The sequence below is a fragment of the Sphingomonas crocodyli genome (assembly GCF_004005865.1).
GTDB classification, from domain to species: domain Bacteria; phylum Pseudomonadota; class Alphaproteobacteria; order Sphingomonadales; family Sphingomonadaceae; genus Rhizorhabdus; species Rhizorhabdus crocodyli.
Map to the genome: position 1 here is coordinate 611249 of NZ_SACN01000001.1, position 11969 is coordinate 623217.

Here is an 11969-nt window from a genome sequence, read left to right on the forward strand (position 1 = left end):
GGGCGTGGCTCGCCGCAGATAGTCAGTGGTGCGGGGAAAACTCCTCTTTCAACTGCGGTGAGTCGCACTCTCAGCCATCCAACGCTGTGCAACTGGTCATACTTGTCGCCATCGAAGGCTTGCGTGGAGCTTGGTAGAAACCCACCCACATCTTTGGGCTCCGTGTTTAGAGCGATCAGAATGCCACCAAAATGGTGCCACCTCTGAGACTTGGCTTGACCCGTGATCAATCTCCGATTCTATCCGCTTCGCGCGCGGGGGTGCGCGTAAAGGGGATCTGATGAAGCGTTTAATGGTTATGGGAGCCGCAGTTGCGGCCATGTGCTCGGCTGTTCCGGCGCACGCTGCCGACCTAGGCCTCGAAGCGGGCGGAGCTCGCTATAATGATGTTTGGGGTGCCGAAGTTGGCGTGACGTATCGCGTCGGCGTTTCGCGCTTTTACCTCGCTCCGACCGTTGGCGCCTTCATCTACCAAGGCGACAATGACCGCTATTACGAGCAGACATTCACCAACGGGAACACGGTCTGCCGTGACTCCACAAACGGTCAATTCGCAAAGAAAGAGAAGTGCGACAACACCGCGATCAAGCCTTATGCGCGCCTTGAAGCGGGGATCAACATTCCCGCATTCGGCGCCGTTGGCGGCGGCGCGCGCTTCAGCACCAGCAAGGTTGTTCCGTACGGGACGGTTTCGATAAACCTTGCCCCGTCGATCCGCGTGAAGGGCAATGCCGGGAAAGACTATTATGCGCTTGGCTTGACCGCTGGTCTTTAACGCGAGGCAACCACGCTTCCTACGTTAGAGCCGAGCAAAGGCTGAATTGAGCGCGGACCTCGATGTGTGGCGTTCACCGGCCGGGATCAAAGGACCCCGACCGGTGATCGAAATCAGGGGCACTTGGTGAATTGCCCCTTCTTTGGGCCTGTCGAGTAGCGGCACTTGCCGTTGGCGTCTTTGCTGACCTTCGCCATCGCGCTGGTGGTGGTCACCTGCGCACATTTGATGAACTGGCCTTTGTCGTTGCGGCAGGCTGCTTTTTGCGTGGTCGATGTTGAACTGACGACCTTGCCATTGTTGGTCGTCACCTTCGACGTTGATTTGCTCGCAGCTGCGGTTTGTGCAGCCGCGGGTGACCCCGCCAAAATGATCATGATGGCAGCTGCGCCGAGCAAGTTTTTCATAGCATCTCTCCCGCGCCGGACGGGGCGCGTGGCTTCAACGCGTGTGAGCAATACGAGGTCCCAACATGCGCGTTCTCGATCCGCCTCTGTCAGTCTGTGACGATCGGATAGCCGCCACTCACGGCGAACGCGCTAGCTAATGACTACTGCTCGGTGAAAGCCTCATCGACCCGCAATGTCTCTTCGGACGGCGAGGGACGTGCAAATCGAGAGATTGCGAAGGGGGCGATGGGCGTACTGGTCTGGCCCGTCGCAATTAGCTCAGCCATCACATCGCCGACACCAGGCCCTAACTGGAACCCATGCCCGCAAAATCCGAACGCATAATAGAGCCCTGGGACCGCGGAACTTACCCCCATCACCGGGATATTGTCGTCGAGATACCCCTCAACACCGCTCCACACTCGGATCACGCGCAGTGAAGCTAAGGCGGGTACAATCCGGCGCAATTGTCCGACCTGATGCAATGTATTGTCGGGATTTACCTGGGCGCGGGCGGTGTCGATGTCAGCGCTTTCGCGAAGGCAGCCACCGAAAATCACATTGCCGCGCGGGATCTGGCGGAAATAGATACCCTCCAACGGGTCGCGGGTCGTGACACTGAGCACAGGTTTAAACGCATAGCGGACCGGCTCGGTGACCGCCATTTGAGGGCCAAAGGCCTTCAGCGGAACGAGTTCGCCAAAACGTTCGGCAATCTGCGCGCCCCAAGCGCCCGCTGAAATCTGAAGGATTGGTGCCCGATAAATGCCGGCGGCGGTTTGAACCACGAAGTCCTCGCCGACCTTTTCGATCGTCAGCGCTTCGCAATTTTCAACCACGGTTGCTCCAGCGCGTATCGCGGCCCGCGCAAAAGCGGGTGCCGCCAAGCGTGGATTGGCGTGGCCGTCGTCCGGCGACATCGAACCGATAATTGCTTCTCGGCTCAGATAGGGGAAGCGCTCGCGTAGCGCGTTGGGGCCCAGCAATTCGAGGTCGAGATCATAATCGCGCGCCGCACTTCGATATGCCTCGAGCGCCTCACCATCTTCATCGCGATATCCGAGGCATAAGTGACCGGTGACGATGAACTCGACATCCTCACCGATCAATTCAGGCAACCGACCCCAAAGGGCGCGAGAGCGATGCGCAAGTGGCAATTGGGGAAGAAACCGGCCCTGGCGCCGAACATTTCCGAAATTGACCCCGCTTGCCTGCTGGCCGACCAGGCCCCGTTCGAGAACGATAACCGAGAGGCCGCGCTGCCGAAGGAAGAAGGCAGTAGCGGACCCCATCAGGCCACCACCGATGATCAGGACATCTGCTTGGGTGGCGATCATCCGGCCTTCACCTCGGTCGCGACGGGGAGCGGCTTGATAGGTGCTTGCCCGCGCAGTCGGCCTACTTGATCGATTTCGATATCGAGCGTCGCCGCTAAGATTTCGGCACCTGCTAAACCGCAATAACGGCCCTGGCATCGACCCATGCCGACGCGCGAGAACGCCTTTGCTCGATTGACTTCGGGAGCACCGCGTTCGCAAGCGGCGTCGCGTAAGGCGCCAGCGGTAATAGTTTCGCAGCGGCACACTAAGGTGTTGTCGTCGAGATCCTTCGCCAGATGAGCTGGCCAGGGAAAGGCGATAGACAGGCCTTTGCGAAAGCGATCCATCCGCTTTTGCGAGCGGCGTAACCTCGAACGATTTTCACGCCCATTGGCGATCCCTAAATCCTCAAGCGCCGCCATCGCTGCAAGACGACCGGCATTTTCGGCGCCGTCTGCGCCTAGGATCCGCACGCCATCGCCAGCGAGATAGACGTTCTCGACCGAACTGCGTCCATCCATGTCGGTTGTGGGAAGCCATTGCCGACTATCGTGGTCGAAATCGAAGCGACAGCCAGCGAGATCCGCAAGCTGCGTTTCGGCACGCAGATGGTAGCCGAGCGCGACAGCATCGCAATTTGTCCTCAAGAAGCTCCCATTTGCCAGCCTAACTGTGAGCGCGGCGACACGGCCATCGCCTTGACCAGCATCCTGCCCTTCAATGGCCAATGGCGTTACACCGCGATGGACTGGGATACCGGCACGTCGGAGCCGCCAGAGAAGAGCAGCCCCCTTCACAAGGACATCAGGCCGAGAGGCCATCAGAGGCAAAGCTCGCAGGCGATTTAATTCCGACGATGTGTCGAGCACGGCTGCGACCTGCGCGCCGGCTTTCACATATTGGGCAGCTACCAGATAGAGGAGCGGCCCCGAACCCATGAAGACAACGCGACGGCCAATTGAACATGCCTGTGCCTTAAGCGCGATCTGCGCGGCACCAAGGCTGTACGTGCCAGTACGGGTCCAGCCGGCCACAGGAAACAGGCGATCGGTCGCACCGCAGGCCAAAATCAACGCGTCGAACGGCAATGTTTCCGCAACTGTCCCCGCGACAATGCGCAGCGCCCTGCCGTCAACGTCCCAGGCCAATGTCTGCGCTCGATAGTCGATGGCCGGAAGCAGCGAAGCAAAGGCATTATGGACAGCGACGGCCCGCTTCGCTTCGGTCCCATAAAGATCGCGTGCCGATCGGCGGAAGCCTAGGGGTTGGCGTCGATAGATCTGACCACCAGCGGCGGCGGCTTCGTCGATGACGGTCGGCCGCACACCAGCTTTGACCAGTACTTCTGCGGCTCTGACGCCCGCAGGCCCAGCTCCAACGATAATTATACGTGGATCGGCCATAGCCCGTCTGGCTCTCCCGTTACGATACGCATCCGCGGCTCGACAGGGGTCGAGCAAGCTCGCAGCCGATCACCGGCCTCCGTCCAGACCCAACAATCCTGGCAAGCGCCCATCAGACAGAAGCCAGCTCGGTCGCCATCGCCAAATTCGGAGCGACGCAAACGCCCTATATTGGTCAGGATAGCAACGAGCAGCGTATCGCCTTGGAGCGCCTTGACGTCATGCCCATCGATTGAAAGCCTTACCGATTTCCGGCTGGTCTCGGCGAGCCTAACGAGCTGAGTAGGGCTTAGCGTTTCCTTCATATCTGGAAGCTCCAGGCCGACCCATAAGGAGACCGCTTAAGCGTCCGCGATATACGCCTGCCGGGACTGTTCCGATCGTTCATCACCCCGTTGCCTGCGTGACGAGTGCAAACTGCTTTGCAGGCCCTCTTTGCGGCCACATGCCACGCACCATTGGGGTAGCCGTTGACGCCGCTTCCAGTCCTGCCGCTTCGAGCCAGGCGCGAAATGCATCACTGACATCTCCGCTGACATCAACCCGAACATGCTCGCCTACCGCGCGCGTTAGCCAGTATGAAATCAGAGATTGTGCGGCCCGCTCGTCCTGCGCGACCACAGGGCCAATGGCCCAGCCACCGCAATAGCGTCGGCATAAAGAGGCGCCGACCGGGACGTCGTCTTCCAGAAGCACGGCACCTTCCGACATCGCCAAGATGGATTGGGTGAATGCATCACGCTGGAGTCCGGATCCTTCCTGTGCCAGCCGAACTACGACAGCGGCGAGATCGGGGGTAAGCGATACAATCCTACCTGCTGCCACTGAAACCGGCGACAGTGTCGATTTGATCGACCCTTGATGCTGATAGAGGACGCCTTGGCTGACGAAGCCGAAGCGTTCGTAGAGAGGGCGGCCTGCCGGTGTGGCATGTAGGATGATCGTGCGGCCAAACAGTGCATCCAGACACGCCTCCGTTAGGCGTTTGCCGATGCCAAATCCTTGAAGGCGTGGATCGACCATGACGGCGCCAATGGAGCTTACGCCTTGATCATAGTCCCAATGCAGAGCGGTCCCGACGATGACGTCGTCGCACTCGGCGACAAAGCCACGGCCGAAAGTGCCGAACCATTGCCAATCCTCAAGGCGCTGCGGCCACCCAAAGGAGCTTGAGAGCGCATGAGCCTTCGCAATATCCGCCGGTTCAAACGGCCGGATGACAACCTGCTCGTTCGGACGAGGCTTGCTCATAATTTGTTTCTCATGCGTGGTCGTGCGCCTCGGTGTCGGCGAAACCGGCGGTGGTTCAAGCTGATATTTTCAATATATTGCTCAATAATCTACTCCGTGCAACCAGTTTAGTGCGGTTTTGAGCGGCTGGGCGCATATTCGCCCGAATGAGACGTTTCCACATTCCGCGTTTGAAAAGCTCCAGAAACTGGCATGTTCTGCTGCCAAATCTAGTTCGATCGCCTCTCTGGTAGCGCACCGAGATGCTTTCGATTGCGATTGATCATCGTGAAATCGATGCAACTTTATGTTGTGCATTCGCGAAAAAATCGACAGGTAGCAGGATTGTGAAGAGCGCGCTGAGCCATTCGGCGCCAGGGGGAGAGTGCATGAGCAAGTCGAGCGGAGAAGAGGCTGTCAGCGATTCCCATGTTGGCGTTCGGCTGCGTTCTTTTCGTAAGGCTGCTCGCCTATCGATCAACGAGCTGGGAACGAAGGCTGGCGTATCCAATGGCATGATCAGCCAAATCGAGCGCGGGCTGACAAATCCGTCACTCAAAACTCTTGAGCGGCTACATATCGCCTTGTCCGTTCCGTTGACGGCGCTCTTAGAAAGCGGCGGTGCCAAGGCGGTCGCCGCAAACCGTGAATTGATCCGACGGATTGAGGATCGTCCGATCTTCAAAGTTGGTCGCGAAGGCATGACCAAGGAGTTGCTCACTCCGTCGGGCGATCACGAAATCCAGATGATGATCATCGGCCTGCCCGCTGGGGCAAAATCGGTCGATGTTCTCCTGGGCGAAGGTGAGAAGGCTGGCTGGATTCTCGAGGGTTCCATCCAACTCACCGTTAATGGGCATCATAGCATGCTCAATGCCGGCGATAGCTTTCAGTTCTCGAGCGCTGTGCCACATAGTATTCTCAACCCAGGTGACAGCGAGGCGCGGCTGCTATGGGTTATGCGGGTCGAACCCGCCGAAGTTCACCTTTGATGACCTAACCCGCATTCGCACAATGTAGTGATTGAATACGGGTTTGATCCTCTAGGCAACAGCCATTTTCTCCCAGTTCGAAGCTCTTGTTAAGCGCGGCAAATAGCCGCCACCTTGCTGACGGGCACGGTGCTGACCCAATTTACTTCGCCGCCCTTGCGCACGACGAAGATGTCATCCTTGCTAAAAACATGATCTGCACCGCGGCGGTCTACGAAGGAGACCGAGCCTTCAAGCAGATGCATCAGTTCGAAATAATCAAACGTGACCGGGCGGCGCGCATAGCCATTCGCATTCCACGCAGCCGCGGCAAAAAGGCCGTCGTTCGATTCAAAATCAATATGACGGAAGGCTTTGGGCATCTCGCCAATGACCAGCCCCTCGCGCAACGGCGGTGACGCTTCGCGCGGCAGCGTTGGGTCGATTTTGACCGGTTCTCGCGCCGTTGTCTCATTGCTTGCTTGGCACATGAATGCGATGGTCGCAGGCGCGCTAGTGTCCCACGAGAAGGCAGCATTTTTGGGCAGGACTGCGCTTTCTCCCGTCTTCAGCGAAAAAGCGACTATACCACGGATCTGCACCTCGCCATCCATGACGAGGATGAACTCATCATTTGGCATCGACGCAACCGTCCCAGTGCCTGCAGCAAGTTCAATTAGCCCCAGTGCCGTCGGGCCATCCGGCAGAGAAACATAGCGGCGGTCGGCGAGAAAATCATGACCTTCCAGCTCTTGGCTGTCCTCACGCGATTGCGCGGCAAACGCCCGTAGGTCGATGATGCACGGATAGCTGTCCGCCTCATGTTTCGCAGAGTTCATGTGTCCTCACCGATGATGATGGCCAGCGCCTCTGCTTCGGCAGGGCATCTGGAATGGCTTTCGCCAATATTCAAAAATCAGCACCGTGCGCAAGAGTGAAATTCACTATTATATCTCCAAATGTTTGATGCGTGCTGGTTGTCGTTCTGGCGATAGGGTTGAGGGAGGCCGCCATATACCTAGATAATTGACAGACCCGGATGCGGCAGATCGTTGATCGTAGCGGCTTCTTGACGATTGTCGTATCATCAATATATTGAATATCGCGGCTCGGCATCGTCGCCGGTTTGAAATTTGCGCGCCCGAAACAGCTAATCGGCGCCTGTCAGTGACTGCGGGACGTCGGATCGCTTCCTTGGGATCCGCGACATTGGAGAGGCTTGGCTGATGCGGATCACGCAATGCCTTGGTGCAACGCTCGCGATCCCAAGCGGCCGTACCCGAACCTGCCCGGTCAGATCATCAATCCGCTCCCAAAATCTCAACATCGAAGGACCGCTTTCATGTCTTCGCTAGATTTTCTTCCGCACGAAATTCGCATCCCGAGCGGGCATTTCATTGGCGGCAAGGCTGTGGGCGCCACCAATGAAGACATTCAGGTTCTGCGTCCGTCCGATGGATTGCCGTTGGGTTGGCTTCCGGCTGGCGACGAAGCGGTCGTCGCACAGGCGGTTGACGCTGCGTCAGACGGGCTCAAGGCATCGGGTTGGGCGACGGTTGCGCCGCGTGAACGCGGGCGGGTCATACGTCGTTGGGCGGATCTGCTCGAGGCGAATATCGTACCGCTTGCGCAGCTTGAAGCGCTCGGCTCGACGCGCCCTGTCACTGAGGCATTTAACGGCGATGTTCGTTCGACGATCGAAGCCATTCGGTTCTTCGGAGAATATGCGGACAAGCTCGGGGGCGATATCGCGGCCACCCGCAGCAAGAGCTTGGGATTTGTAGCATCGGAGCCCTATGGCATCGTTGGTGCCATCGCGCCGTGGAACTTCCCACTCTCGATGATGTCGTGGAAAATTGGTCCTGCGCTAGCGGCAGGAAATGCGGTTGTTCTCAAGCCCTCCGAACTCACGCCTTTTTCAACCGTCCGGGTTGCAGAACTGGCGATTGAGGCGGGTATGCCTGCTGGCATTTTGAACATCGTTCACGGCTATGGTCAGGATGCAGGTTCGGCGATCGTGCGGCATCCGGATATCGCTAAGGTTAGCTTCACCGGGTCAACGCGCACTGGCGCGGCCATCATGAGTGAGATCGCAGCGACGGGCATCAAGCCGATGACGCTTGAACTGGGTGGCAAGAGCCCGCAGCTGGTTTTCGAGCATGTTGATGACATCCGGCACACCGCCGATTGCATTGTTCGTGGCTTCTGCGGCAACGCCGGCCAGGCTTGTATCGCGGGGTCCCGCTTGATCGTCCACGAGCGCATCGCTGAGCCGCTTATCGATGCGATCATCGAGATGATCGACCGTTTAGCGCCGGGCCTTACTTGGGCATCGGACACCAAGTTCTCGCCGATCATCAGCCGCAAGCAGGCAGACCGTATCGACGCTATTGTCCAGCAGAGCCTCTCCAAAGGTGCTGAGGTGAGACATGGAGGTGGGTTCTTTGCCGACACTGGGGAGGGGGCTTATTATCGTCCTACCCTGCTGCATCGATTGGAGGCTGAGAATCCGGCGCTCATCGAGGAAATTTTCGGCCCCGTCCTGACCATTCAGACCTTCCGAGATGAAGAGGAAGGCATCGCGCTCGCTGCTCATCCCATTTACGGCTTGGCGGCTGGCGTGCACACCAGCAACCTGTCGCAGGCGATGCGGGCTATGCGCGGTATTGCTGCTGGTACGGTTTGGATCAACCGCTTCATTCGGAGCGGAGACATGGTCATTCCCACCGGCGGCTATGGTCAGTCGGGTTTCGGCAAGGATCTCGGCCGGCAGGCTTTCGAGGGCAATTTGCGACACAAGAGCGTATTGATTGATTTCGACTGAGCTGCCGCAAGGGGCTTGGTAGCGTTGGCCTATGCAACGCTACCGGTCCCGGGCTTAACCGTCACGGGCTCGCATCATATGCTCGTCAGTTCGTGCACCTAAATTTCTCAGACGTCATGCTGGCCTCAGCCGCGGCGGAGGGCATTTTCTAGTGATCCGCTAAACCCTGCTCCGTGGCATCGGCGCCAGCGAAACGGAATTGGTACGTGTCACTAAAGTGATCCGAGACTGCCGCTGGCACCCTCGTTATGTGGCTGCGGTTAGGCTGTGACGAGAGCGTGCATCATACACAGCGACCATGCCCGCGAAGGTGGCTTGAGCCCTGCGCAACTCCTGTCGGCCACTCCGGGATAGCTGGAGCAGACGGCTACTATTGCTCCTCGCGTGCGTCTTTCAGGTCCTCAGTCAATGTGCGAGCGCCCAGAAAGAAGCAGGCGCTGCCAGCGAGGAAGACTGGACCCATCGTGACGAACGCCAGCGTAAGACCCTGCGCACCGAACCGCACGGTAAGGGCTTGGCTTAAGGCTCCTACAAGCAGGGGACCTACGCCGCCGCCCACGATGTTGGCGCAAAAGACCGCGATTGATGCCGCAACGGATCGCCTTCTGACTCCTGCCAACGATTGAAGCAGAGCGTAGGACGGCGCCATCCAGCACATCGAAAGAAAGGTAGGGATTGCCAGGAACCGCAAAGCCAATTGCGGATCTTTGATCAGCAACAAGCCCAGATAGAGAGGGGCCGCTAAAAAGGTCGCAAGAGCCGGTAGCCAAAAGCCCCATCGCAGATTGAAGCGGACCAGGCGATCGACCATCAAACCGCCGGCCGCCGAGCCGATGATCGAGGCCATCCCGAAATAAAGGAAGATCTGAAAACCAATCTCGGTCGGCGACATGTTGAGCTTGCGCGCAAAGAGCGGCGTCACCCACATCTGAGTGCCATAATCCGCCATCGTGGTGAATGCTAAGGCGAGGATGAGATATCGATAGGAGCGCCGTTTGAAGAGGCTTCCTGCCGCTGCAAGAAAGCTGTCGCCCTTAGCCGGTTCGGAAGGTCGCCCTTCTGAAATGCCGCGGACCGGCTGTTTGAAGAGCAGTATGAACAAAATGCCGGTTGCGACACCGATACCGCCAAGCACGCGACATCCATCCTGCCAGCCGAACGTCGTTGTCAGGATGCCGCCTACGGGGGGCGCGAGTTGTGCGCCAAGCGAGGCCGCAATCCCCACCACGGCCATCGCTCCGCCGCGCCGATGTGGGGGATATAGGTCAGCCACCATCGAGTGAGCAGGCGCTAGGGCGCCTGCCTGGCCCAGGCCAATGATGAGCCGCGCGAACACTAGCCCTGAGAAGTCCTGGGCATGCGACATCAGATAAACACCGACACTCCAAACCGCGAGAAGGCCGGCCAAGACCGCTACCCTCGATACGCGATCAGCCAGCCGGCCGAGCGGGATGGTGAAAAGGCAGTAGCTGATCGCAAAAGCGGGCCCCGAAATGAAGCCGATCTGCGTGTCGCTTAGCGGGATCGTCGTCTTTACCGATTCCGCAATCCCGCCGAACAAATAGCGGTCGAGATAGTCGACCACCACGATCCAACAGATCACGAACATGAACAGGTGGCGTTTAGCCGCAGTGGCCTGACCGACCGACGCTGTTGTTGCGGAATCAGAAGGTGCAATCATGATGGCCCCCCAGTTTAGACATACATGACGTGCGCCAACACCAGCGCGACGATCGGTCTCGAAGCGGGACCGGGAGGCCGGTCACGCGAATTGGTCGAGGAACTGGTACCATCGGGTTGCTGCCCGCACGACCGGGACACGCAAACTATGGAAGGGCACGCGCGGCAAAGGCGACGACAACAACGAGGTGTCGATCGTCTTGCGCAGGATCTTCTCGGCGGTGAAGCGGCCGAGCATATTGCTCATGGCGAGCCCTGTCCCGTTATACCCCAGGGCATAGTGGACGTGGTCGCCGAGCTGTCCCATGCGCGGCAAGCCATCGAGGGTCATCGCAACGAACCCAGACCAGCCATAGTCGATCGGTACGGAGGCGAGCTGTGGATAGGCTTTGACCATTTCGCTGCGAAGCCGGCGATAGGCTGATCCGCTGGCATCGCCGTCAAATGCCCCGCGTCCGCCGAATAACAGCCGACCATCATAGACGCGGCCATAGCGCAGCAGGCGGCGCGTATCGGACAATATGTGCCCTTGTGGGAGCACGCTCGACAAAAGCCCGGGATCGAGCTTTGCTGTCGCGATTAGAGCGCTTGGAAAAGTAACCAGCGATTTTGCCAGACTGGGCACGAAATTGGTGAGCGACGTATAGCCATCGGTCCCGATGATGACGTGCCGTGCCCATATAAGCTGACGCGGTGTGCGAAGCTCGACGCCGCCGGCTTTCTGAGTGATCGACAGGACTGGCGAATTGCCGAACATTGGTACGCCGCGGGCATGTAGGGATCGCGCCATGCCGCGAGCAAAATTAAGGGGGTGAACAGCACCCACTTTGGGCATGAGATTCCCGCCGACAAAGGAGGTGGAGCCAGTGAGCGCGATCACCGTGTCGCGATCAATCTCTTCGATGTCGCGCTCGCCTAGCTCGTCTCTGACCCACTGCGTGGCAGCCCGTAGGCTCGCCATCGCTTTGTCATTGTGGGCTGCAAAGATCGCACCATAAGAATGATAATCGCAGGCGATATCGAGCTCCTCGATGATCTCCCGGACATTCTCAACCGCCTCTAGAGCGATCTGACGCATACGATCTGAAACTGCGCGCCCGTGGCTTGAGGCAAGGCTTGCAAAGCTTGTGCGAAATCGCGTCGAGATAAAGCCGCCATTGCGGCCTGAACATCCCCACCCGATCGCATTGGCATCGAGAACGAGCGGCTCGATGCCAGCTTTGGCAAGAAAATGGGCCGCCGATAGGCCGGTATAGCCGGCGCCAATGATCGCGACGTCGGTCTTCACGTCTCTGTTTAGAGCTTCGCATTCGGGAGCGGGGAACGATGTCGCTTCCCAAAGCGACGGGCCTTTCGACAGGCCAGATAGATCGCTCAT

The 11969-nt window shown here is 58.6% G+C and carries 11 protein-coding genes; 3 read left to right on the top strand and 8 right to left on the bottom strand.

What is annotated here, in order from left to right; translation table 11 throughout:
* Positions 1-280 precede the first annotated feature (280 nt).
* The gene (locus EOD43_RS03090) at positions 281-775 is read left to right on the top strand and encodes a hypothetical protein (RefSeq protein WP_240653058.1); all 495 of its coding nucleotides are present in this window, start codon (positions 281-283) and stop codon (positions 773-775) included.
* Positions 776-888: 113 nt separating this feature from the next.
* Here the strand turns inward: EOD43_RS03090 and EOD43_RS03095 are convergent, their stop codons facing one another.
* The 5 genes from EOD43_RS03095 to EOD43_RS03115 all read right to left on the bottom strand — a co-directional run bounded on the left by EOD43_RS03095 (position 889) and on the right by EOD43_RS03115 (position 5137).
* Positions 889-1182, bottom strand: a complete 294-nt coding sequence (locus tag EOD43_RS03095; RefSeq protein WP_127740993.1) for a hypothetical protein — start codon at positions 1180-1182, stop codon at positions 889-891.
* 143 nt (positions 1183-1325) lie between these two features.
* On the bottom strand, positions 1326-2501 hold the full coding sequence (locus tag EOD43_RS03100) for an NAD(P)/FAD-dependent oxidoreductase (RefSeq protein WP_127740995.1): 1176 nt from the start codon (positions 2499-2501) through the stop codon (positions 1326-1328).
* Complete coding sequence (locus EOD43_RS03105) at positions 2498-3886, bottom strand: FAD/NAD(P)-dependent oxidoreductase (protein ID WP_127740997.1); 1389 nt, start codon at positions 3884-3886, stop codon at positions 2498-2500. Before EOD43_RS03105 ends, EOD43_RS03100 begins: the two co-directional genes overlap by 4 nt.
* Entirely contained in the window at positions 3868-4191 is a 324-nt protein-coding gene (locus tag EOD43_RS03110; RefSeq protein WP_127740999.1) for a (2Fe-2S)-binding protein, read from the bottom strand. Before EOD43_RS03110 ends, EOD43_RS03105 begins: the two co-directional genes overlap by 19 nt.
* A gap of 82 nt (positions 4192-4273) precedes the next feature.
* Positions 4274-5137: a GNAT family N-acetyltransferase gene (locus EOD43_RS03115; protein WP_127741001.1), complete on the bottom strand. Its 864-nt coding sequence runs from the start codon at positions 5135-5137 to the stop codon at positions 4274-4276.
* A gap of 242 nt (positions 5138-5379) precedes the next feature.
* Here EOD43_RS03115 and EOD43_RS03120 point away from each other — a divergent pair, with 242 nt between their 5' ends.
* Positions 5380-6108: a cupin domain-containing protein gene (locus EOD43_RS03120; protein WP_206363481.1), complete on the top strand. Its 729-nt coding sequence runs from the start codon at positions 5380-5382 to the stop codon at positions 6106-6108.
* A gap of 89 nt (positions 6109-6197) precedes the next feature.
* Here the strand turns inward: EOD43_RS03120 and EOD43_RS03125 are convergent, their stop codons facing one another.
* Positions 6198-6926, bottom strand: coding sequence for a cupin domain-containing protein (locus EOD43_RS03125; protein WP_127741005.1), 729 nt, complete (start codon positions 6924-6926; stop codon positions 6198-6200).
* 503 nt (positions 6927-7429) lie between these two features.
* Between EOD43_RS03125 and EOD43_RS03130 the strand changes: the two genes are divergently transcribed.
* The gene (locus EOD43_RS03130; protein WP_127741007.1) at positions 7430-8911 is read left to right on the top strand and encodes an aldehyde dehydrogenase family protein; all 1482 of its coding nucleotides are present in this window, start codon (positions 7430-7432) and stop codon (positions 8909-8911) included.
* A gap of 370 nt (positions 8912-9281) precedes the next feature.
* Here EOD43_RS03130 and EOD43_RS03135 read toward each other — a convergent pair whose 3' ends face one another.
* Both EOD43_RS03135 and EOD43_RS03140 read right to left on the bottom strand, forming a co-directional pair.
* On the bottom strand, positions 9282-10592 hold the full coding sequence (locus EOD43_RS03135) for an MFS transporter (RefSeq protein ID WP_127741009.1): 1311 nt from the start codon (positions 10590-10592) through the stop codon (positions 9282-9284).
* 81 nt (positions 10593-10673) lie between these two features.
* Positions 10674-11969, bottom strand: coding sequence for an NAD(P)/FAD-dependent oxidoreductase (locus tag EOD43_RS03140; protein WP_127741011.1), 1296 nt, complete (start codon positions 11967-11969; stop codon positions 10674-10676).

What these genes read in the sequence shown, in the direction of transcription:
- EOD43_RS03090 (WP_240653058.1), top strand. Translation starts at nt 281, where the DNA reads ATGAAGCGTTTAATGGTTATGGGAGCCGCAGTTGCGGCCATGTGCTCG.
- EOD43_RS03095 (WP_127740993.1), bottom strand. Translation starts at nt 1,182, where the DNA reads ATGAAAAACTTGCTCGGCGCAGCTGCCATCATGATCATTTTGGCGGGG.
- EOD43_RS03100 (WP_127740995.1), bottom strand. Translation starts at nt 2,501, where the DNA reads ATGATCGCCACCCAAGCAGATGTCCTGATCATCGGTGGTGGCCTGATG.
- EOD43_RS03105 (WP_127740997.1), bottom strand. Translation starts at nt 3,886, where the DNA reads ATGGCCGATCCACGTATAATTATCGTTGGAGCTGGGCCTGCGGGCGTC.
- EOD43_RS03110 (WP_127740999.1), bottom strand. Translation starts at nt 4,191, where the DNA reads ATGAAGGAAACGCTAAGCCCTACTCAGCTCGTTAGGCTCGCCGAGACC.
- EOD43_RS03115 (WP_127741001.1), bottom strand. Translation starts at nt 5,137, where the DNA reads ATGAGCAAGCCTCGTCCGAACGAGCAGGTTGTCATCCGGCCGTTTGAA.
- EOD43_RS03120 (WP_206363481.1), top strand. Translation starts at nt 5,380, where the DNA reads ATGCTTTCGATTGCGATTGATCATCGTGAAATCGATGCAACTTTATGT.
- EOD43_RS03125 (WP_127741005.1), bottom strand. Translation starts at nt 6,926, where the DNA reads ATGAACTCTGCGAAACATGAGGCGGACAGCTATCCGTGCATCATCGAC.
- EOD43_RS03130 (WP_127741007.1), top strand. Translation starts at nt 7,430, where the DNA reads ATGTCTTCGCTAGATTTTCTTCCGCACGAAATTCGCATCCCGAGCGGG.
- EOD43_RS03135 (WP_127741009.1), bottom strand. Translation starts at nt 10,592, where the DNA reads ATGATTGCACCTTCTGATTCCGCAACAACAGCGTCGGTCGGTCAGGCC.
- EOD43_RS03140 (WP_127741011.1), bottom strand. Translation starts at nt 11,969, where the DNA reads ATGAGCGATCTATCTGGCCTGTCGAAAGGCCCGTCGCTTTGGGAAGCG.